This is a genomic window from Rahnella sp. BIGb0603, assembly GCF_024808755.1.
GTDB lineage: Bacteria > Pseudomonadota > Gammaproteobacteria > Enterobacterales > Enterobacteriaceae > Rahnella > Rahnella contaminans.
Genome location: NZ_JANUEX010000002.1, coordinates 418,546 through 439,803 on the forward strand (window position 1 = coordinate 418,546; position 21,258 = coordinate 439,803).

The following is a 21,258-nucleotide window of genomic DNA, read 5'->3' on the forward strand; positions in this document are numbered from 1 at the left end:
GTTATGTGCCAATCAACACTGACGGTGCCTGCCGGTCACGGCAAAACCTTTGAGGTGAAAAAAGGCCAGTTTATTACCGTCATAGACACCGGAGGGCAACAGGCCGCCGACTTTGTGGCGGTCAATGCGGACGATCTCCGCGAGAAGCTTTCACCGGTGCATACGCGCCAGCATTTGCGCTCGCTGTTCTTCAAACCCGGCGACGCGTTGTGGTCGAGTGAAAACCGCCCGATGCTGCGCATTGTGGCTGACACCATTGGCATTCACGATGCCAATGTTCCGGCCTGCGACCGCACGCGGTTTAGCGTCGATTTCGGCGTGGAAGGCCACCGCAACTGCGTCGATAACCTGCTCGAAGGTATGAAGGCGCACGGTGTAACGTATTTCAGCCTGCCGGAGCCGTTCAATCTGTTCCAGAACGGGCCGGTGACCGCCGATGGCCGGATGGAAGTCACCGATCCGACCAGTAAAGCGGGCGACTGCATTGTGTTTGAAGCGTTGTGCGACCTGATTTGCGCCGTGTCTTCCTGCCCGCAGGACATCATTCCCGGCAACGGTTTGCAGGTCACGCCGATTGATATTCAGGTCAGCAATCATTACCACGGGGAGAGTCAGCATGCTGTTAATGCGTGAGGCCTGGGCCGAAAGCGACGTGCGTCCGCTCGCCGCGCCTGTCGAAATTAAAGCCGGAGAAGCGGGTTCCATCCGCGTGCTGCGCGGTCAGTTGCTGCGCATCACTGCGCTGGGCGAAGGCGCCGTGGCGTCGCTGTTTGGTTTCAGCCTGACCGATCCTGCTGTGTGGCTTTCCGTGCATCATACCCGCGTATTCAGCAACAGCTATCTGCTCGGTTCAGGGATGCGGCTGGTGAACAACCGCCGCCGTCCGGTGATGGTGCTGGGGAAAGACAGCGTGAAGCGTCACGATCTGCTGCTGCCGGGATCGACCCGCGCATGGCTGGCACAACAGGGTTATGAAGGTGAAGGCTGCATTGAAGCCGTACAGGGCGAACTTGCGCGGCTGAACATGGACGTGCCGAAACTGCCGGATCCGATCAATCTGTTTATGCACGTCCGCCTGACGCGCGAAGGCGAAATTCTGCCGGAAACCAACCGCACGCAGCCGGGCGACAGCATCACCTGCCGCGTGGTGGCGGATACGCTGTTTATCGCGTCGGCCTGCTGTACCGGCATCGAAGGCAATGACAAACCGGCGCCGCTGCGGCTTTCGGTAGCGGAAAATCTGTCCGCATTCGGCGGGGAGTAACGCATGTTGGGGCTGAGTGAACAGGTCATCGCCGCACTTCCCGAGTTAGGGCATGGCCTGCTGATGACGGTGATCCTGACCGTTCTCGCGGCACTGCTCAGTATCGTTCTGGGGCAGATTGTCTGTTTTCTCCAGCTTCGCCGTGCATGGCCGTGGCGCGCGTTCGGACGGCTGTATGTCAGCCTGATGCGCGGCACGCCCGCCATCGTGCAGCTTTTTGTGGTGTTTTTTACCCTGCCGCGGCTGGGGCTTGGCGGGCATCCGATGCTCGCCGCCGTGCTGGCGATCGGGATGAACAGCGGCGCTTACGTCGCGGAGATCCTGCGTGTGAACCAGAGTCTGGTCACTAAAGGCCAGCGCGAAGCCGCCCGCACGCTGGGGCTGAGCCGGTGGCTAACGTGGTGGTTTGTGATTAACCCGCAAATCCTGCGCGCCAGCCTGCCGATGCTGGTCAACGAGTTCACCATTTTGCTCAAAACCACCCCGCTGGCGTCGGTAGTCGCGCTCACTGAACTGACCTACGCCGGGCAAATTGTGATTGCGCGAACCTATGACGCGACACAAGTTTTACTGCTGGTATCCGCGGGATATCTGCTGATTGCGCTGCCGCTGATCAGCGCAGTGCGCCATCTGGAAGCGAAACGGAGGGTTGCGTAATGGACTGGCAGGCGATTCTCAGCTCACTGCCGTCGCTGGCCGACGGCATGGCGGCCACCCTCAAACTTTGCGCCATTGCGGCATTTTGTTCATTGCTTTGGGGCACGCTGATGGCGACCGCGTTAATGCGCGCCCCGCCGTTCTGGCAGCGGATCCTGCGTATTTACACCAGCCTGACGCTGGCGTTACCGCTGCTGATTGTCATCTATCTGCTCTATTTCGTGTTGCCGGAATATGACATCACATTCACTTCGCCGCAGGTCGGCGTACTGGCGCTGACATTGTATTACGCGCCGTATATCGCTCAGGTGATCCGCTCCGCGGTTGAGGCGTTGCCGCGCGGCCAGTGGGAAGCCTGCCGCGTTCTGGGGCTAAGCCGCACCGAGCAGTTGCGCGATGTGGTTTTGCCTCAGACGCTGCCGCAGATGTTGTCGCCGCTGGTCGGGCTGATGATCGGTCTGATTAAAGATTCGGCGCTGCTTTCGATTGTTTCGGTACAGGAATTTATGTACGCCGCCAAACAGGCGATTTCTGATACCTACGCGCCGCTGGAGATTTATCTCACGGTGGCGCTGTGTTACTGGGTGCTGAACAGCCTGATTGACTGGCTGGCGCGCCATATTGAATTTCGCATGACGCGCTATCGTCGCGGCATGCAACATTAACCAGGAGAAAAAAACATGTCAGCTGATCTTGAGCATCGCGACATCCAGCTTATTCCGGCGCGCCACGGCAAAGCGGTGCATCTGAAAAAGGGTGAAGCGGTGCAGGTGGTGAATTTACACGGGACGCAGGTGGTCGATTGCTGGGCGTATAACGCGGCGGATGTCGGCGAATATATGTGTATGGAAGCCACGCGGGTGTGGAATCAGCGGCTGAATCCACAGGTCGGCGACAGCTTTATCACCAGCCAGCGCCACCCTATTCTCACGCTGGTGGCCGACACGTCACCGGGCGTCCACGACACGTTTATGGCCGCCTGCGACGCGCGCCGTTATGAACTGCTCGGCTGCACCGAACCGCACCGCAACTGCCACGACAATCTGTTCGAAGGCATGGCGGAGCTGGGCGTACATTTGCCGCACGGCAATCTGGCGTCGTTTAACATCTTCATGAATATTCAGGTTCAGCCCGATGGCCGCACGCTGAAAACCCTGCCGGTCGTCACGCGTCCGGGCGATTACATCATTCTTCGCGCCGAAATGGATTGCTATGTCGCCTTCTCCGCCTGCCCGCAGGATATCGTCAGCATTCAGGGGCAAGGCGATAACACGCCGCGTGACGCCGAACTGCGAATTCTGACAGCGGGATTCCCGCAGGTGAAATTGCAGGGAGCGTGGGTACCGGAGGGGGTCTGAGGCAACAAACGTTAAGGGCAACAATCTGAGTTGCCGCCCAAACTGACCCAAAGGGCGCGTTAGCGCGCGCCCTCTGGACACCCTCGCTTTTAACTGCGCGCTACCGCTCGCTGACCATGTTTCAGCAATTTCTGCTATTGCCGCAAAATCCTGCCGCTGCGCGGTCCCTTCACCCGGGTTTCAAACCGCGCGAAAAGAGTCGCGTTTGTCCACCCCTCCTTTCAGCGTGATTTTTGAAAGCGGCGAGTGGCTATGTAATTCGGAGGGAGTGTTTGAGATTTTTGCCAGTTATTTTTTTGGAATACAATTTAATTAATGTATATTTACTTCCCCTGCACAGGGGGAGAGGACGATTTATTTGCAAACCCATTAAATAAAGATTCAGGGGAGCTGACTCCTCGCAAATAAAATTGTATTCAGACACTGCGCAGCCCCTTATATATACTCACATAATTAAGAAGAACAAATAATTTTTCAAATCTATACATCATCCATGACGTATAGATTCTTTGCATTATACCCACGCAGGCCACGAGAGTATATTAGCGGGCATTAGAAAATGCTAAAGAATAGCGATAGGAAATTTAGAAAAATATGTGATAACTTACTGTTTAAAGGGTTAATATGACAGATACTGATGATATAGCAGAGCGGATAGCGGAAATTATTTTATCTCCTGAAACTATAACGGGATTAGTGCATGGTGCACTTACTGTTCCTCTCGATTTCGGGTATCTGGTGTATGGGGTTTTTGATACAGATTCCCACTACAGACACGAAACAACCAGAATAAGAATGGCTGATGCCATTAAAAATGACATTCTGAATTATGAAAACATAATCAATGCTGTAAGCATGATATTTAATTCGTTCAATAAATATCTTTCTGAATCAGAGCAAGATAAAGTGTATCGTAATGTCATCGCGTCAATCATTGGGAGGATGGGAACCAATACAATAATATCGATTACAGCCGCCGCCGTTTTAGAGCGAGTTTCTTTTATAACCGCTACTTTTAAATCAAGACCCATAGCCGCGCTGACTGGTGTTCTGCTCATCGGCGGCATGATGGAACGTTCGATAAGAACGTCAGAAAGATTGGAGCAACAGAGCCCTGACGTATACAAAATGCTAAGGCTAAGAAATTACGATCTTCTTTATTTCCTATTCGAAGCCTCTACACAACCCTTCGTTGATGCGATACAAGTTCGCGTTACACAGGGAGCTCCTGCATTCAGAAAAATAATGGAAAAATTGAGGATAAAACTGGATGCATAATAATCAGCCATTTTTCAAAACTGCGAAATTCCTGCTTAACACATTCAGAAAAATTTTGGCGTTTTTAGTTTACTACGCTCTGGAATTTTTATATCCCCTGTTGGTAATAGTAGGTTCGCTACTGTGCATGATGAAGCTAGAACCATGGGCTGTGAAGTTTATTGGTATGGCTCTTTGGCTAGCCTTTCTATACGGATTATATAATATCATTGATAGGTTTTTCGGGAAAAATTGAAAAACATCACAATTCACTTAAAAAGGTTCTCGCATGTCAAATCCAGTTTATCTTTGGTTAAATGACGAAAATGATTCTCCAATTGTCGGAGAGTCGTTAGTGACAGGGAGAATTGGCTCAATTGAAATAAAGTCGCTGAGTCATAATATGCATATTCCTGTGGATGCGCACACAGGAAGATTAACAGGCACCCGAGTTCATGAACCGATTACACTACAAAAGGAATTTGACAGAGTAACTCCTTTTCTTTACCGGGCCTTAACGAATGGGTTAACACTCAAATCAGCAATTCTTAAAATGTATCAAATCATGGATGCCGGGATAGAAAGCGAATACTTCAATATTATTTTGGAAAATATAAAAGTAACAGCAATTACTCCGAATCTGTTTCCCGGTGGAATGACAGGAACACATTTAGAAAACATCCAATTACGCTATGAATCAATTATATGGAAACATTGTAACGGTAATATAATACACAAAGATTCCTGGAATGGACAGACAACCGCATAGACAAAAAGATATCCCAAAAAGATATGGCTACATCACTCAGATAATCAAAGCCCGGCCATCCATCCGGGCGTTGATATCTGTATTACTGCACGTCCCTCCTCGTCCCTTCCAGCCCAACCTTCAGTTCTTCTTTCGACATCAGCACACAATACGTCGGCGTGCCGCGTTCGAAGCGCCAGCCTTCGGAGAGCGAACCGGCGTCGACGGCGTCGAAACCAAAAGCATCGTATAAACCGGCCACCAGCTTTTTCGTTTCCGCGTTGTCACCGGCCAGCGGGAGTGCGCGGCGTTGCGGGTCGCTGGCCGGTAAGCCTTCGTTTTCAAGATCGGTCATCCGAATCGAGTTGAACGCTTTGGTGATGGTCGCACCCGGCAGGAAACCGGCGAGATATTCGCTGGTGGTGGTCGTGTGATTATCCAGCACGGGCACCTGACCGTCGCGATCCGGGTAGTAATTTACGGCATCGATAACCTGCTTCCCGGTGAGTCCGGCGGCAGGTAATTGCCCGATGGCAGTCAGCGGCACGGCGATCACTACGATGTCACCGAAAATTGCGGCTTCCGTAGCAGTTCCGATTTCACAACCAATCATAGGTTTCAGGCTGAACAGTGTCTGCGGCCCGCGTGAATTACTCAGCATCACCTGATGCCCCGCTTTAAGTGCCAGTTTGGCGACTGCGCGGCCGACAAATCCTGCGCCAATAATGCCTATTTTCATGATTTCACCTTTCATTTCGTTGCAGAAAGATAAAGAATAATTCGATACTCAGCGTTGATAAATCGCCATCATCGACATAAACAAACAACAAAAAGGAGTGAATCATGGACCGGTTAACCAGCATGAATGTGTTCGTCAGGACGTCCGAACTGGGCTCCTTTGCCGCCGCCGCCGAAGCATTGCGGATCTCTCCGCAGATGGTGGCGAAACATATTGCCCGGCTCGAAACGCGGCTGGGCACCGTACTGATCAACCGGACCACGCGCCGTCAGCATCTCACCGATATTGGGCGAAGCTATTATGAACGCTGCAAACGGGTGCTGGCCGAGGCGGAAGCCGCCGATGCGATTGCGCTGGACATGAAAGCTACGCCTTCCGGCGTTATCCGCGTGAATGCGCCGGTTACGTTCGGCTCTTCGGCGCTCGCGCCTTTTATTACGCAATATCTGGATAAATTCCCGGAAACGCAGGTTGAGCTGACGCTGACCGACCGGATGGTCGATCCGGTCGAGGACGGTTATGAGGTGATTTTGCGCATTGGCGAGCTCACCGACGGCCCGATGATTGCCAGCCCGCTGCGGCCTTACCGGCTGATTGCCTGCGCTTCGCCGGGCTATCTGGCGCAGAACGGTGTGCCGGATACGCCTGCCAGCCTGGCGCAGCATTCGTGTCTGGTTTACGGGATCTGGCCGCCGCAGGATCCGTGTCGCTGGATTTTCAGCAAGGACGGGAAAACACATGAAGTCCACCCTGCCGGACGTTTACGCGCCAATGACTGGCGGGCCTTGCTGCATGCGGCGGTGAAAGGTTACGGCGTGACGCTGGGGCCGGAAGATGTGCTCAATGAGGAAATTACGCAAGGACGGCTGGTGCAGATTTTGCCGGATTACACCGGCCCTTCCCGGCCGATGCATGTTCTGACACCGGCCGGGCTGCGGCAAACTGTGAAAATTCGCTGCTTTACTAATGCGATCAAAGAGGCGTTTGGCTGAATCGCACTGTCATCATTTTACGCGTCGGCAGCGACAAAAACCGGAGGCTTAAACGCCGTCACATCCGGCAGTGGCGCATCCCAGCGTTCAATTTCAATCCAGCAACTTTGCGCGGTACACCCCTGACCGAGGCGCGAACTCCCGCGATCTTCCGTCAGTACGTTCGGATTGCCGTGCTTATCGATGGAATCCGGCTGCGTTGGATCCTGCGGGTCATACCAGGCTCCCGTGGACATCTGCACCACGCCGGGGCGTAAATCTTCCGTGATATGCACCCCCGCTAAAATCGCCCCGCGATCGTTAAAGACGCGCACGATGCTGCCTTCTGTGATACCGCGCGCAGCGGCGTCCTGCGGGTGTAACCACAACGGTTCGCGATCCTGCACTTTGGTACCGCGGCTGACGGCTCCGTGATCGTACTGGCTGTGCAGACGCGTACGTGGCTGGCTGGAAAGCAGATGCAGCGGCCAGCGGGCGCTGAATGCCTGCTGTTCCTGCGCATCCTGTTCAAACCAGAATGGAAAACCGGGACATTCTTCGTAATCAAAGTCGGCGACGGTCTGCGAAAACAGTTCGATTTTGCCCGAAGGCGTGGCGAGTTGCGCGCCTTGCGGATCATCACGGAACGCTTTCAGGAAGATCTGCGGCGTGTCCGGCCGTGCATATTCCATTTTTCCCTGCTGCCAGAAATCTTCAAAGTCAGGCAGTTCGATGCCGTCAGCTTCGGCGCGCGGACGTGAAATTTCATAGATATGGCGCAGCCATTGCGCCGGGTCGCGCCCTTCGCTGAATTCCTCGCCAAAGCCCATTTTTGCGGCCAGTTCGGCGAAAATCTCGTAGTCACTTTTTGCCTCTGCAAACGGCGGAATATGCTGACGCATGGCAATCATAAAGCCGTCATTGCTGGCGCTGCCGATGTCTTCACGTTCAAGCGATGTCGTCACCGGCAACACGATATCAGCGAATTTCGCCTGTGCGGTCCAGTACTGTTCGTGAACCACGACGGTGTCCGGTTTACGCCAGGCGTTGATCAGCCGGTTGATATCCTGATGATGGTGAAATGCGTTACCGCCCGCCCAGTACACCACGCGGATATCCGGGTACCGGCAATTTTTGCCGTCAAACTGATATTCCGCCCCCGGATTGAGCAGCATGTCCGAAAGCCGTGCGACCGGAATATGCTCGCTTACCAGATTTTTGCCCATTGGCAAACGCGGGCCGGAGAAAGTGCGGCGGTCAGAACCGGCGAGATTGGTCGAGGCATAGGCAAAACCCAGCCCGCCGCCCGGCGTACCGATTTGCCCGAGCAGTGACGCCAGCGCCACCGTCGCCCAGAAGGTCTGTTCGCCCTGCCTTGCCCGCTGCAATGACCACGCGATGTTGATCATCGTGCGCTTTTCCGACATCTCCCGCGCCAGCGCCCGGATGCTGTCCGCGCTCATACCGGTCAGGGATTCTGCCCATTCCGGCGTTTTGGCTTTGCCGTCTTTCGCGCCGGTCAGGTAGTCGCGATAGGTGTCAAATCCGACCGTATGGCTGGCAACAAAACCGGCGTTATAGCGGGATTCGTCGATCAGAACGTAGCTTAGCGCCAGCAGCAGCGCGGTATCGCTGCCCGGGTTGAGGGAAAGCCATTGTGCGGATTTCACCGAAGACAGGTCGTTTTTCACCGGGCTGACGTTGATAAAGCGCGTACCCGTTTGCTCCAGGGTCTGGAGCCAGTATTTCAGGGAGTGATCGTTCGCACCGCCGCCGTTAACCTGCGCATTGCGCCACGGCAGGCCGCCAAAGGCGACAAAAAGCTCACAATTTCCGGCCAGAACCGACCAGTGAGTATGTTGTTTTTGCAGGACATCCAGGTCGCCGATAATGTGCGGTAGCAAACGCTCGGCGGCGGCCAGGCTGTAAGTATTGGTGCTGCCGGTGTAGCCGCCGAACTGGTTGAAAAACCGGTGCATCTGGCTTTGTGCGTGATGGAAACGCCCGGCGCTCGACCAGCCGTAGGAACCGGCATAAAACGCGGAATTGCCGTGTTTAGTTTTCACCCGCTGAAGCTCGCCTGCGATAAGCGATAACGCGGTCTCCCAACTGACTTCCACAAACGGCTCTTTCCCGCGTCCTTCACGCGAGGCCGCGCCGTGTTGTAAATAGCCGAGGCGCACCGCAGGGCGGCGGATACGGCTGTCACCGTCAACGCCACCGACCAGTGACTGGCCAATTTCAGACGGGTTGCGATCCCATTCCACCGGTTTAACAGATTTCAAAACACCGTCGTCCGTGGTGACGCGGTACGTCCCCCAGTGCATAACGGCCAGATCGTGATTGTTTTTCATTATTAGCAGGCTTTTATTATTGGCAAAAATGGGCAGGCAAAACTCACATTAACATGCCGGTAACGTGTTCGCTACGCGATCGATGTTAATGCTATTTTTATCATAACGTTATGGGGGAGTTGGATAAGTCTGGGGTGGGATTTTGGGTTTACCACCCAAACTGGCTTCAAGGAGCGCCTATCGCCGCGCCCGATGAAAATCCTGGCCTCTTTCACTGCGCGCGATAGCGCGTGTTGAAAAAGACGTGGAGATGCCAAAGAGGCCCCGTCCCGGGCCTCTTTGGTCGGTTTCGGCGTCAGCCGCTGAGCGATCACTGCAATTGAAAAACCGAAACTTTCCCGATCCCACTGTCGGTTAAACAACGCAGTGTTTATGCCTTCGAAAATGCCGTCGCCTTCCTCCCCGCCAGCGTCCCAAAGATGATGATGTCGGCCACGGCGTTGCCGCCAATCCGGTTTGCGCCGTGGATACCGCCCACGACTTCACCGGCAGCCCAGGCGCCAGGGATGATTTGTTTCTGGGCATCCAGAACCGCGGTGTCAGGATTGATGGTGACGCCGCCCATGGTGTGGTGAACGCCCGGTGCGATGCGGATTGCAAAGAACGGCCCCTGATTGAGCGGGTGACGCAGCGCAGTTGTACGGCCAAAGTCTTCGTCTTTTTTCGCGACCACGAACAGGTTATAGCGCTCCAGCGTGTCGGCCAGCACCTGCGGATCCATGTTCAGTTTGACGGCCAGTTCCTGCGGAGTCGGTGCGCTGAGCACAAACCCTTTGGCGATGTATTCGTCCGCCGCTTTGTTATTCGCCCGCACCTGCTCATCGAAGATAATCCACGCACTTTTCTCCGGCAGCCCGATAATTTCGGCGGAGACTTTGTCGCGGGTTTCCATTTCGTTGTAGAAACGGTGACCGGCCTGACTGACCAGAATCGCCCCGCCGCCGCGAATGGCTTCTGAAATCAGGTAAGACGTGGTTTGTTCGACCGTCGGGTGGATCTGGATTTCGCCCATGTCCACGGTATCTGCGCCCAGTTTTTGCAACATCGCGATGCCGCTGCCGGTCGCGCCCGCGTGGTTGGTCGTGACGAAACCGTCAAGATCCGGACGGTAGCTCACCACCATGTTGCGGTTGGCGCTGAAACCGCCGGTGGCAACAATGACGCTTTTCGCATTCAGGATACGGGTGTCATTGTATTCATCGACCACCTGCACGCCGGAGACTGCGCCGTTTTCGAACAGGATTTCCGAAACAGACGTTTCCAGCAGAACTTCGATTTCGCGTTTGTTGATGTTTTTCACCAGACCGCTGATGAGGAATCCGCCCACCGCAGAACGGTCTGCCGGACGGTGCGTGCGGTCGATGCTCATCCCGCCGGTGATGGTGATGTCGTTAAGTTCGATCTCTTTCGCCGCCAGCCATTCGATGGCTTCCGGCGCCAGTTCAACAAACTCACGCAGCAGTACCGGGTTGTTTTTAAACTTCCCGCCTTTCAGCGTTTCGTCATAGAACAGGTCTTTGCTGTCTTCTATGCCTTTGAGTTTCTGGAAGCGTGTTTCTGCCGCATTCATCCCGACGGAGGCTTTGATGGTGTTGCCGCCAATGGTCGGCATTTTTTCGATAATCACCACATGTGCGCCGTCGTCGTGCGCCTGAATCGCCGCCGCCAGCCCTGCGCCGCCGCTGCCGATGACCACAACGTCAAAGTTTTGCGGTGCCTGCGGGTTACCGCCTTCATCTATGACGTGTTCTTTGTTCGAGGTTGTCATGGCGCGTGAAACGGCTTTTTTCAGCGCCTCACTCTGCGTGGTTGCGCCGGTAATCGCATCAACGTGCGGGCTGTTGGCCACCAGCATACGCGTACGCAGGCTTTCGAACGTGGTGGTGAAATCAACGTCCAGCGAGTCGTCTTTGACCAGCTGAATATCGGTAATACGGTCAGTATCGAGCACCACGTTGATTTTCAGTTTCAGCGCTTCGGCTTCTACTTTCTCCTGATAAACGCCGGCCTTATATTTACGGCCGGTGACGCTGGTGTCGCGGATCATGGCGTCGACCAGTGAGAAGCGCCACAGCGGTTCCGGAATATTCAGCTCTTCACGTTTGTGGCTGTCGATATACAGCTCGAGGTGATCGTTATTAATGATGCGGTCAGCCCAGTCCGGGTACGCGATGCAGGCTTTGCCCACCGCCACCAGATCAAAGCCGTGTTCCAGCGCGCTTTCGGCATCGGATTTATTCACCACACCGCCCACACCAATCACTGGCACTTTGGCCAGCGTCTCAGAACGCATGGCGCGGAATTTAGTGATAAGCGGCGTCGGATCCTGGGTATCGACAATAGAAGGACGCAGCAGCTGGCCGACGGAGAAATGCACGTAATCCAGCCCGCGCGCGGCGAGTTTTTCCAGCAAGTACATCGTGTCGTCGAAACGAATGCCGGGCACTTCCAGCTCTTCCGGCGAGAAACGGTAGCCGATAATAAAGGAGGCGTCGGCGAAGCGTTTCGCCATTTTATGGGTGATTTCCAGCACTTCCATCGGGAACAGCGCGCGTTTGTCGCGGTCGCCGCCCCACTTATCGGTGCGCTGGTTGGAGTTCGGGGAATAGAACTGCTGAATCAGATACGTGTTCGCACCGTGGATTTCCACGCCGTCGAATCCGGCTTTAATCGCACGGTTCACCGCATCACCAAATTTGGTGATCATGGTTTCCACTTCTTCGCCGGTCAGTTCTTTCGGTGTGGTGGCACCTTCACGCGGCGCGGCGATAGCACTTGGCGCAACCGGCGTACGGCCCCCGATCAGTTCAGGTTCAACCATACGGCCGCCGTGATAAATCTGAAGGATCGCTTTCGACCCTTTGGATTTGATAGCATCCGCAATTTTTTTCAGGCCGGGAATTTTGTTGTCGCTGTCGATGGCAATCGCGCCCGGAAACGCCGGGCCTAAACGATCAATGAAGCAACACTCAACGATGACGGTCCCGATGCTGCCGGCGCGGTCGCGGTAATACTCCACCAGTTCGCTGGTGACTGTACCGTCGTAAAAGCCCGTACAGGTGGTCATTGGCGCCATCAGCAGGCGGTTTTTCAGCACCGCGCCGTTGGGCAGCGTCAGTGGCTTAAGGACCGGGGTGAGCTTATTCATGTTGATCAACTCCGCAATTTAAAAGTCTTGAATTTTCCGTGGCCGCATTACTTACCGTTAAATTAAGCAATCCGATGCAGGTGATGAATTTAAAAAATCGGTCTGATTTTTTGTTTACTTTTCTGTTTATGCGAATAAAGAAAAGGGCGATGTGGGTCGTTATAACGTTCGAGGGAACTGGAGTTGTTTATTTACCCGACATTAAATCAAATACCATCTCCAATTGTTATCGAGCGATTGACAAAAATCAACTTTTGATTAACATAAAAAATCTCACCTGATAAATCAGCAGGTTGAACCCGAAAACTGGCGTTTGTGAAATTTTACTCTACATTCTCATTAGCAGGACTTTTTGCCAAAAAATAACCACACAACTTACGGTGGTATTTTATTTAAATAATAATGACTTCGCGGGGTCATGCAGGTTACAGATAATATTTAGTTTTTAATCATCTCTTACTCAAAACATCATCTTTTTGTAATACGTGACAAGCTTCCGATAAAGAAAAATTCATGGATTTAAGATGTCGAAGTGAAATAGCAAAATGACTTTTTCGAATACGAAATCACGCATGGACAACCAGGGCGTAACGCTTCCTTTCAATCACGGGCAGACCAAACTATGAAACCCACAACGACTTTGAATGACCCCAACAAGGCTGCTCCGGCCTCTGCGGGGCAAAAAAAACGTCTGATCATGCTATTCCTGCCAGTTCTGGTGGCAGTGCTGTTGCTGCTGACGCCGGTTCCCGCCGGATTACAACCTTATGCCTGGCATTTCTTCGCCGTCTTCGTCGGGGTGATTGTCGGTCTGATTTTCGAGCCTTTGCCCGGTGCGGTGATCGGCCTGACCGGCGTGGTGGTCATCGCGCTGTTTGGCCAGTGGCTGTTATTCAGTCCGGCAGAACTGGCAGATCCGAAGTTTAAAATGCCGACCGAAGCCTTTAAATGGGCGGTCAGCGGCTTTGGTAACTCCACAGTCTGGCTGATTTTCGGTGCCTTCATGTTTGCCGCCGGTTATGACAAAACGCAGTTTGGCCGCCGTCTGGCACTGATTCTGGTGAAATACCTGGGTCGTCGCAGCCTGACGCTCGGTTACGCCATCACCTTCGCCGACCTGCTGCTCGCGCCCTTCACGCCTTCTAACACCGCGCGCAGCGGCGGGACCATTTACCCGATCATCGCCAACCTGCCGCCGCTGTATGGTTCCAAACCGAACGACCCGAGCGCACGTAAAATCGGTTCCTATCTGATGTGGGTTGCGATCACTGCGGCCTGTATTACCAGTTCGATGTTCCTCTCCGCACTGGCCCCGAACCTGCTGGCGCTGGCGCTGGTAAAAAGTATCATCGGTTTCAACATTTCGTGGGGGATGTGGTTCCTCGCCTTCCTGCCGCTGGGCGTGATTCTGATCCTCACCATGCCGCTGCTGGCGTACTGGTTCTATCCGCCGGAAGTCAAAATTAACGATGAAGTCCCGAAATGGGCGAAGGCTGAGCTGGAGAAACTGGGCAAGCTGTCGCGTAACGAAATCCTGCTGCTGATCTTCGTGTGTTCCGCCCTGCTGATGTGGATTTTTGCCGCCGCCTGGATTGAACCGGCGCTGGCCGCGTTACTGGTGGTGGTTCTGATGCTGTGGACCGGCGTACTGAACTGGAACGACATTACCAGCAACAAACCGGCCTGGAATACTTTTGCCTGGTTTGCCACGCTGGTGGCGCTGGCCGATGGGCTTGCGCGCGTCGGTTTCATCGCCTGGCTGGGTAAAGAAGGCGGTCAGTTGCTCAACGGTTTCGACCCGCAGGTCGCCGCTGTGATGCTGCTGATTGCGTTCTTCCTGCTGCACTACCTGTTCGCCAGTACCACGGCGCACACCACCGCGCTGTTACCGGCGATGCTGACTATCGCCGCTGCCATTCCGGGCATCAACATGCCGGTTTACTGCCTGATGATGGTGACGTCGCTGGGTGTGATGGGGATTATCACGCCGTACGGCACCGGCCCGAGCCCGATTTACTACGGCAGCGGTTATCTGCCGACCAAAGATTACTGGCGTCTGGGGACTATTTTCGGCGCCATCTTCCTCGGCGGCATGATGCTGATTGCCTATCCGTGGATGGTTCTGATGTTCTGATCAACGCCACGGCGTTATAAGCAAAAAAGGTGCACTTTTGTGCACCTTTTTTTATGGGCGGGATGAGTCCTGAATAGCGTTAGGGTTTTCCTGTGAAAAATAGTGTTCCACCAGAATAGCCGCACCGTCATCTATCGCCTTGTGGATCAGCTTCACGCAGCGTTTGCTGTCGCCGGTTTCCAGCGCCAGCAGCAGTTGCTCATAATTGTGCTTGCCCTGCGTCACCGGCGAAGACTGCGGATAGAGGTAATTAAAGCACGGGCCGATCTGCACCCAGAGTTGCTCGATCAGCGCCATCAGCGTCGGCATTCCGGCCATCTCATAAAGCGTAAAGCGGAACTCGCGGTTAGCCTCGAGCGCCTCTTCCACCTTGTTTTCTCTTTTGGCGGCCAGGAATTTTACGTTCAGGTTTTTCAGCAGCGCGATGTGATCTGCGGTGACCCGCTCACAGGCCTGCGACACCGCAAGCCCTTCCAGATTTTTGCGGATCAGCGTGATTTCCTGATAGCGCAACTGGGGAATTTTGGGCACCAGAAACGCCTGCGCGGGCGTGGCATCCAGCGCACCGGCGGAGACCAGGCGCAATAATGCTTCGCGTACCGGCGTGACGCTGGTCCCCAGTTTTTCTGCAATCTCTTTCGTGACCAGTCGCGCGCCCGGCTTGAGTACACCGACAATCAGCGCTCCTTTCAGCTTCGCTTCAACCTGCATCGTCAGGCTGACACGCTGCGCTTTTTCCATCTCAAACATGTGACTTTCCTTTAGCAAAATTATCGATTTACTTTTTCAGTTTAAACTCTGGCTTGCCAAAAATACATTATATAGGATATATCATGTATTAAGGAATTGAACATTGATTGAACGTTTTTCTAACGCACCGACTTCATTTAATTCCGTCAACCTTTCTGGCGGCTTCACTTTGGGAATGACCGTAATGAGAATACCTGCCTTCAAACTGGCGTCACTGGCTTTGCTCATTGGCCTCGCAACACCCGCCGCGTTTGCTTCTGAACTGGTGATCGCGCAAACGACCTCTGCCACGGCAATGGATCCGGGTTTCCTGAAAGAATCCGCCACGCTGGTGGACAACCTCTTTGATACGCTGGTGCTGCGCGATGCCAATATGCAGTTGCAGCCGGGGCTGGCAACCCGCTGGAAATCACTCGACGACACCACCTGGGAATTCACGTTGCGTCAGGGCGTGAAATTCAGCGACGGCGAGCCGGTCAATGCGCAGGCCGTCAAATTCTCTATCGACCGTATTCTTGATCCCGCGAACCATGCGCCGACCATCTCTTATATCCGCACAATCAGGTCAGTGGAAGTCACCGGTGATTATCAGGTGAAAATTCACACCAGCGGCCCGGATCCGCTGTTGCCCACGCGTATGAGTCGCTACCCGACATACATTGTGCCACCGGCGTATGTCACCAAAGTGGGCGCGGCTGAATTTGCGCGTAAACCGGTCGGGTCCGGTGCGTATATCTTGCAGACGTTTATCCCCGACGAAAAAGTCGTGATGCAGGCCAATCCTGATTACTGGCGTGGTAAGCCCGCAATCGATACCGTCACCTGGCGGCCAATTCCTGAAGCTACCGCACGTATCACCGCCCTGCTGACCGGTGAAGTTCAGCTGGTAGATGGCGTTCCGGCCGATCTGGTTCCGGCGCTGAAAAACAAACCGGGCGTGCATCTTGAGCAGGTCAAAAACGGCGGCCTGACGATTTACCTCGGGCTGAAGAACGACCAGAAACCGCTGAACGACGTGCGCGTACGACAGGCGCTTTCTCTGGCGCTTAACCGCACGGCGTATACCCGCGATTTACTGCACGGTTTCGGGACGCCAACCGGCACGATGGCCGGGCCGAAAGATTTTGGCTATGACGCGATCCCGGCACCGGCACAGGACGTGGCGAAGGCGAAATCCCTGCTGGCCGAAGCCGGTTATCCGCAGGGCTTTACCCTGAAGTTCCAGGCACCGCGCCGTTATATCGCCAGCGCCGATGTGGCACAGGCAGTCGTGCAAGATCTGGCGGCGATCGGCGTGAAAGCCGAACTGGAAGTCCCTGAATGGTCGGTTTATACCCAGCAGGTGGCGGCACAGAAACAGGCTCCGCTGTACATGCTGGCGTGGGGTTCCACACAGACGCTGGACGCCGATGCCGCGCTGTATCCGATTCTGCATTCCGGCGAACCCTATTCGACAGTGAATTCTCCGGAACTGGATGCCCTGCTTAACAGCAGCCGCACCACGGTTGATCCGGCAAAACGCGAGAAGATTTTGCAGCAAATCCAGCAGGTTGTAGCCGTGCAGCAACCGCTGATCCCGCTTTACAAGGAGGATTCCCTGTACGCCAGCGCGGATAACGTGACCTTCAAAGGCCGCGCCGATTCCCGCATTCCGCTGTTCGACCTGAGGCTTAAATGATTTCACTGCGTTCGGTTTTGCAGAGAAAACCCCGTCGTCGCTTTTATGGCGACGGTATTCTCGGCGGCCTTTTGCTGTTGCTGGTCATCATCCCGGCGCTTCTTGCGCCGTGGTTACCCTTGCCGGATCCGTTGAAGAACGATCTGGCTGCGGCATTTTCTGCGCCCGGCAGCCAGCATTTGCTCGGCACCGATCAGCTGGGGCGCGATTTATTGTCACGTATTCTGGCGGGTACCCGCCTTTCGCTGATGGTGGTATTGCTGGCGGCGGTGATTGCGGCGGTGATCGGTTCGGTGCTTGGCATGATTGCCGGATACGTGGGCGGCTGGCTGGACGCGCTGATCATGCGCCTGATGGACATTCAGCTGGCGGTGCCGTTTATCCTGCTGATCTTACTGGTGATGGCACTGTTCGGCGCGTCGCTCACCAACATCATCCTGATCATGGGTGTCACCAGCTGGGCGATTTACGCCCGCGTGGCGCGCGCCAAAACGCTGGAAATTCGCGAGCTGGAATATATCGAATCCGTCAAAGCCATGGGTTTTTCGACGCCGCGCATTTTGCTGCGCCACGTTTTACCCAATCTCATGACGCCGCTGATTGTGCTGCTGACGCTGGATATCCCGCGGCTCATCGTGCTTGAAGCCTCGATTGGTTTTCTCGGCATGGGCATTCAGCCACCAACGCCGACGCTGGGAAACCTGATCGGCGAAGGCCGTTCTTACATGCTGCTCGCACAGTGGCTGGTGCTGTATCCGGGGCTGGTGATTGCCGCGCTGGTGATCGGCTGCAACCTGCTCGGCGACAGCCTGCTGCGCAAAACCCACACGAGGCTAGACTGAAATGCTGCGTTATATCCTGCAACGCCTCGGGCAATCCGTGCTGGTGATGTTCGGCGTTTCCCTGCTGATTTTCTACAGCCTGCATCTCACCGGCGATCCGGCGGCGGTCATGATGCCGCCCGGCTCGAGCCAGCAGGAAATCGAAAATTTCCGCCATAGTATGGGCTTTGACCGCTCGCTGATCTGGCAATACTGGCATTACCTGACCGGCGTTTTACACGGCGACCTTGGCGAATCCCTGCGCTACAGCCAGCCGGTCACGGAGTTAATTGGTCAGCGCGTTCCCGCCACGCTGCTGCTCGCCGTCAGCGCTTTGCTCTGGAGCACGGTTGCCGGTTTGCTGCTCGGTATCGTCAGCGCGCTGTATCAGAACACTGCGTGGGATTTGCTGTCGCGCCTGCTGGCGTTCAGCGGTCAGGCAATTCCGGTTTTCTGGCTGGGCCTGCTGCTGATTATCGTATTCAGCCTGAACCTGCGCTGGCTACCGTCCGGCGGCTATGGCAGTGCCAGTCAGCTCATCATGCCCGCACTGAGCCTCGGCGCGTATTACATGAGCGCAATTGCCCGCCTGATCCGCGCCAGCCTGATTGACGTGATGCAGCAGGATTATATCCGTACCGCGCGCGCCAAAGGGCTGAGTGCCTGGCGAATTGTAGTGCGCCACGGATTGCGCAATGCGCTGATCCCGGTCATTACCGTTCAGGGCATGTATTTCGCCTCGCTGCTCGGCGGCGCGCTGGTGACGGAAATCATTTTTGCCTGGCCGGGCATTGGCCGCCTCGCCGTACAGGCCATTCAGAACCGTGATTTCCCGCTGGTACAGGCCATTGTGCTGCTGGCCGCGCTGGTGTTTGTCGGCATCAACCTGATTATCGACCTGCTCTATGTGGTACTGAACCCGAGGATCCGCCTGTGAGTATTTCCATTACGCCCGCGATTTACCCGACGCTGGATTTGCTGTCTGCCATCACGCCGTTTGCCAGCGTTGCAGGCCAGATTGATCAGCAACGCGCGCTGGCGCAGTGGCTGGAAGACTGGATCCGTACTGAACTGGGCGGCGTGCCGGTGCTGGCGGTAAGTGAACAAACCGCGCAAAACGCCCCGCCGCTGGTGCATATGTGCATTGACCGGCAGGCGGAAAAAACGCTGGTACTTTACAACATGTATGACGTGATGCCCGCAGATGACGCGGGCTGGGAATTTCCGCCGTTCAGCGGCGGCGTATCTGAATGGCCGGGCGTTGGCGAAGTGTTTATTGCGCGCGGTGCCGAGAACAATAAAGGCCCGCTGGCGGGCATGCTGATGGCACTGAAATCACTGTGCGACAGCGGAAAACTCAGCGCCAATATTGAAATTATTCTGGAAGGCGAAGAAGAAACGGGCAGCGGCCAGCTGCGCCGCTATCTGGCGCAGGATCCTTGCCCGGTTTCAACCGCCAGCGCGGTCTTTTTCCCGTCGCTGTGCGAATACGGTGGCGGCGAGCCGCGCGTTTATCTCGGATTCAGCGGGCTGAGCGGCGGACGGTTAAAAGTCAGCGGCGGCAAATGGGGCGGCCCCTCCGCGGCGATTCACGCCAGTAACGCTAACTGGATCGCCAACCCCGTCTGGCGGCTGGTTGCCGCGCTGAACGCCATCGCGCCCGCGCATAACAGCGGCGTGATTGCCCGGCAGGTGATTGATGAAGAAGCCAACCGGCTGCTTTGCGCACTTGCCGCGCAGTTCAGCATCACCGATGAATTACGGTTCCGCCGCAGTGAAACCTTATCCGTCAGCGGCGATACGCTGGCCTGCCTGCAACAGCTGATCAACGGCGCGGTGCTGAATATTTCGGAAATACGCAGCGATCCGCTGGAGTCACGCGGTGTCATTCCCCGCAGCGCCAGCGCCGAAATTGCGTTGCGCGTTCCGCCGGGCATTGACGGTGAGAACCTGCTGGCCGTGATCCGCCAGACGCTCGCCCGCCCGGAATTCGACGGTGTGGAACTGGAACTCGACGACAGTTATCCCGGCCACCGTTTTGCTCATCACAGCCCCGGCGTGGATGCCCTGCTCACCAGCTACGAATTACAGGGCGCGAAGCCGCAGATCTGGCCATGGGCACCCGGCTGCGCACCGGCTTACACCTTCGCGCGCGTGGCACCGGCCTTTCTGATTGGCGGGCTGGGCCACGGCGGCAACGCGCACGGCGTGAACGAATTCGTCACCCTGCACGGGCTGGAACGTTTTCAGCAGTCGGTCACTGAATGGATCACTCTGTTCAGCGTGGAACCTCCTTTTTCTACACCGGCGGTTTAGCCGCCGGTATTTTGCGTCAACTCCCGGGAAAGTTTTAAAAATAAACCAGCAGGATATTTACCATGAAACAGTCCGATGATTTTGAAAGAGTTTCACTGGGGTTTTTCCCCACGCCACTTGAACGCCTGACCACATTAGGTGACTCACTTGGCGTCACGCTGGACATCAAACGCGATGATTACACCGGTTTCGGCGGCGGTGGCAATAAGGTCCGTAAGCTGGAATATCTGATGGCCGATGCCTGCCGCAAGAACGTGGATGTGGTGATCACCACCGGCGGACATCAGTCAAATCACGCGCGTATGGTCGCCGCCGCCGCGCGTAAGTTCGGCATGAAACCGGTGCTGGTGCTGCGTGGCAATCAGCCCTGGACGTATCAGGGCAACCTGCTGCTCGACAAACTCTTTGGCGCAGAGCTGGAGTTTCTCGATCCGGACGGCTATTTCACTCAGATTGAAGGGGCGATGAACGCCCATGCTGACGCCGCACAGGCGCGGGGTGAAAAAGCTCTGATTATCCCGCTGGGCGGTGCCACACCACTTGGCGCACTGGGTTATGTCCGCGCCATCGAAGAAATGAACGCTCAGCTGAAAGAGCGCGGCGAACCTGCGCCGGACGTCATCGTCGCCCCAACCGGCTCCGGCGGGACGCTGGCCGGATTGTACGTCGGTGCGCGCCGTTACTGGCCGCACACCAAAATTGTCGGTATCAGCGTCAGCGCCAAAGCCGACTGGTTTCAGACCCGCATTTCAGCCATGGCGCAGGATTGCGCTGACCTGCTCGAGTGGCCGCAAAGCTGGACGCCGGAAGATATCTGGATTGAAGACGGTTTTGTCGGCGCCGCCTACGGTGTGCCTTCTGACGGCGGTATCGATGCCATTTACCGTGTTGCACAGGCCGAAGGTGTGTTGCTGGATCCGGTTTACACCGGCAAAGCGATGCACGGCTTAATCAGCCTGACGGAGCAAGGCAAAATCAGCGCCGGTTCACGGGTGATTTTCGTGCACTGCGGCGGCTCACCGGCGCTTTATCCGTTTGCACAAACGTTGCTGGAGCACTGAAT

18 protein-coding genes are annotated in these 21,258 nt (G+C 55.4%); 14 read left to right on the forward strand and 4 right to left on the reverse strand.

What is annotated here, in order from left to right:
* The first annotated feature begins 3 nt into the window (after window positions 1–3).
* The 7 genes from M2403_RS06945 (at window position 4) to M2403_RS06975 (ending at window position 5,305) form a co-directional block, all read left to right on the forward strand.
* Window positions 4–633 carry a DUF1989 domain-containing protein gene (locus tag M2403_RS06945; RefSeq protein WP_152327179.1) on the forward strand — a complete coding sequence of 210 codons (630 nt, stop codon included), beginning with the start codon at window positions 4–6 and terminating at the stop codon, window positions 631–633.
* The gene (locus M2403_RS06950) at window positions 617–1,264 is read left to right on the forward strand and encodes an urea carboxylase-associated family protein (protein WP_195823243.1); all 648 of its coding nucleotides are present in this window, start codon (window positions 617–619) and stop codon (window positions 1,262–1,264) included. The genes M2403_RS06945 and M2403_RS06950 overlap by 17 nt, the downstream gene beginning before the upstream one ends.
* 3 nt (window positions 1,265–1,267) lie before the next feature.
* Entirely contained in the window at window positions 1,268–1,921 is a 654-nt protein-coding gene (locus tag M2403_RS06955; protein WP_152327177.1) for an amino acid ABC transporter permease, read from the forward strand.
* Entirely contained in the window at window positions 1,921–2,586 is a 666-nt protein-coding gene (locus tag M2403_RS06960; protein ID WP_259228808.1) for an amino acid ABC transporter permease, read from the forward strand. The genes M2403_RS06955 and M2403_RS06960 overlap by 1 nt, the downstream gene beginning before the upstream one ends.
* Before the next feature lie 15 nt (window positions 2,587–2,601).
* Window positions 2,602–3,279 carry a DUF1989 domain-containing protein gene (locus M2403_RS06965; protein WP_208952208.1) on the forward strand — a complete coding sequence of 226 codons (678 nt, stop codon included), beginning with the start codon at window positions 2,602–2,604 and terminating at the stop codon, window positions 3,277–3,279.
* 624 nt (window positions 3,280–3,903) lie between these two features.
* Window positions 3,904–4,557: a hypothetical protein gene (locus tag M2403_RS06970; protein WP_259228809.1), complete on the forward strand. Its 654-nt coding sequence runs from the start codon at window positions 3,904–3,906 to the stop codon at window positions 4,555–4,557.
* A gap of 268 nt (window positions 4,558–4,825) precedes the next feature.
* Window positions 4,826–5,305 carry a type VI secretion system tube protein TssD gene (locus M2403_RS06975; protein WP_259228810.1) on the forward strand — a complete coding sequence of 160 codons (480 nt, stop codon included), beginning with the start codon at window positions 4,826–4,828 and terminating at the stop codon, window positions 5,303–5,305.
* Window positions 5,306–5,387: 82 nt separating this feature from the next.
* Here M2403_RS06975 and M2403_RS06980 read toward each other — a convergent pair whose 3' ends face one another.
* Complete coding sequence (locus M2403_RS06980) at window positions 5,388–6,023, reverse strand: NADPH-dependent F420 reductase (protein WP_152327171.1); 636 nt, start codon at window positions 6,021–6,023, stop codon at window positions 5,388–5,390.
* A gap of 104 nt (window positions 6,024–6,127) precedes the next feature.
* Here M2403_RS06980 and M2403_RS06985 point away from each other — a divergent pair, with 104 nt between their 5' ends.
* Window positions 6,128–7,015: a LysR family transcriptional regulator gene (locus tag M2403_RS06985; protein ID WP_217153102.1), complete on the forward strand. Its 888-nt coding sequence runs from the start codon at window positions 6,128–6,130 to the stop codon at window positions 7,013–7,015.
* Window positions 7,016–7,032: 17 nt separating this feature from the next.
* On the opposite strand, the gene M2403_RS06990 is transcribed toward M2403_RS06985, so the two are convergent.
* Window positions 7,033–9,348 (reverse strand): molybdopterin-dependent oxidoreductase, encoded by a 2,316-nt coding sequence (locus M2403_RS06990; RefSeq protein WP_259228811.1) that lies wholly within the window; start codon window positions 9,346–9,348, stop codon window positions 7,033–7,035.
* A gap of 370 nt (window positions 9,349–9,718) precedes the next feature.
* Window positions 9,719–12,496, reverse strand: a complete 2,778-nt coding sequence (locus tag M2403_RS06995; RefSeq protein WP_152327168.1) for a flavocytochrome c — start codon at window positions 12,494–12,496, stop codon at window positions 9,719–9,721.
* Window positions 12,497–13,118: 622 nt separating this feature from the next.
* Here M2403_RS06995 and M2403_RS07000 point away from each other — a divergent pair.
* Window positions 13,119–14,630: an anion permease gene (locus M2403_RS07000; protein WP_152327167.1), complete on the forward strand. Its 1,512-nt coding sequence runs from the start codon at window positions 13,119–13,121 to the stop codon at window positions 14,628–14,630.
* Between the two features lie 51 nt (window positions 14,631–14,681).
* On the opposite strand, the gene M2403_RS07005 is transcribed toward M2403_RS07000, so the two are convergent.
* Entirely contained in the window at window positions 14,682–15,380 is a 699-nt protein-coding gene (locus tag M2403_RS07005) for a GntR family transcriptional regulator (RefSeq protein ID WP_152327166.1), read from the reverse strand.
* Window positions 15,381–15,564: 184 nt separating this feature from the next.
* Between M2403_RS07005 and M2403_RS07010 the strand changes: the two genes are divergently transcribed.
* The 5 genes from M2403_RS07010 to M2403_RS07030 all read left to right on the forward strand — a co-directional run bounded on the left by M2403_RS07010 (window position 15,565) and on the right by M2403_RS07030 (window position 21,256).
* Complete coding sequence (locus M2403_RS07010) at window positions 15,565–17,058, forward strand: ABC transporter substrate-binding protein (RefSeq protein WP_259228812.1); 1,494 nt, start codon at window positions 15,565–15,567, stop codon at window positions 17,056–17,058.
* Window positions 17,055–17,900 carry an ABC transporter permease gene (locus M2403_RS07015; protein WP_152327164.1) on the forward strand — a complete coding sequence of 282 codons (846 nt, stop codon included), beginning with the start codon at window positions 17,055–17,057 and terminating at the stop codon, window positions 17,898–17,900. The genes M2403_RS07010 and M2403_RS07015 overlap by 4 nt, the downstream gene beginning before the upstream one ends.
* Window position 17,901: 1 nt before the next feature.
* On the forward strand, window positions 17,902–18,816 hold the full coding sequence (locus M2403_RS07020) for an ABC transporter permease (protein ID WP_101076528.1): 915 nt from the start codon (window positions 17,902–17,904) through the stop codon (window positions 18,814–18,816).
* Window positions 18,813–20,195, forward strand: coding sequence for a M20/M25/M40 family metallo-hydrolase (locus M2403_RS07025; RefSeq protein WP_259228813.1), 1,383 nt, complete (start codon window positions 18,813–18,815; stop codon window positions 20,193–20,195). The genes M2403_RS07020 and M2403_RS07025 overlap by 4 nt, the downstream gene beginning before the upstream one ends.
* Window positions 20,196–20,257: 62 nt before the next feature.
* Complete coding sequence (locus M2403_RS07030; RefSeq protein ID WP_259228814.1) at window positions 20,258–21,256, forward strand: 1-aminocyclopropane-1-carboxylate deaminase/D-cysteine desulfhydrase; 999 nt, start codon at window positions 20,258–20,260, stop codon at window positions 21,254–21,256.
* Window positions 21,257–21,258: the final 2 nt, after the last annotated feature.

Coding starts and splice junctions, on each gene's coding strand:
- M2403_RS07030 (WP_259228814.1), top strand. CDS start 20,258: ATGAAACAGTCCGATGATTTTGAAAGAGTTTCACTGGGGTTTTTCCCC.
- M2403_RS06975 (WP_259228810.1), top strand. CDS start 4,826: ATGTCAAATCCAGTTTATCTTTGGTTAAATGACGAAAATGATTCTCCA.
- M2403_RS06980 (WP_152327171.1), bottom strand. CDS start 6,023: ATGAAAATAGGCATTATTGGCGCAGGATTTGTCGGCCGCGCAGTCGCC.
- M2403_RS07015 (WP_152327164.1), top strand. CDS start 17,055: ATGATTTCACTGCGTTCGGTTTTGCAGAGAAAACCCCGTCGTCGCTTT.
- M2403_RS06945 (WP_152327179.1), top strand. CDS start 4: ATGTGCCAATCAACACTGACGGTGCCTGCCGGTCACGGCAAAACCTTT.
- M2403_RS06955 (WP_152327177.1), top strand. CDS start 1,268: ATGTTGGGGCTGAGTGAACAGGTCATCGCCGCACTTCCCGAGTTAGGG.
- M2403_RS06950 (WP_195823243.1), top strand. CDS start 617: ATGCTGTTAATGCGTGAGGCCTGGGCCGAAAGCGACGTGCGTCCGCTC.
- M2403_RS06990 (WP_259228811.1), bottom strand. CDS start 9,348: ATGAAAAACAATCACGATCTGGCCGTTATGCACTGGGGGACGTACCGC.
- M2403_RS06970 (WP_259228809.1), top strand. CDS start 3,904: ATGACAGATACTGATGATATAGCAGAGCGGATAGCGGAAATTATTTTA.
- M2403_RS06985 (WP_217153102.1), top strand. CDS start 6,128: ATGGACCGGTTAACCAGCATGAATGTGTTCGTCAGGACGTCCGAACTG.
- M2403_RS07010 (WP_259228812.1), top strand. CDS start 15,565: ATGAGAATACCTGCCTTCAAACTGGCGTCACTGGCTTTGCTCATTGGC.
- M2403_RS06965 (WP_208952208.1), top strand. CDS start 2,602: ATGTCAGCTGATCTTGAGCATCGCGACATCCAGCTTATTCCGGCGCGC.
- M2403_RS07000 (WP_152327167.1), top strand. CDS start 13,119: ATGAAACCCACAACGACTTTGAATGACCCCAACAAGGCTGCTCCGGCC.
- M2403_RS06995 (WP_152327168.1), bottom strand. CDS start 12,496: ATGAATAAGCTCACCCCGGTCCTTAAGCCACTGACGCTGCCCAACGGC.
- M2403_RS07020 (WP_101076528.1), top strand. CDS start 17,902: ATGCTGCGTTATATCCTGCAACGCCTCGGGCAATCCGTGCTGGTGATG.
- M2403_RS07005 (WP_152327166.1), bottom strand. CDS start 15,380: ATGTTTGAGATGGAAAAAGCGCAGCGTGTCAGCCTGACGATGCAGGTT.
- M2403_RS06960 (WP_259228808.1), top strand. CDS start 1,921: ATGGACTGGCAGGCGATTCTCAGCTCACTGCCGTCGCTGGCCGACGGC.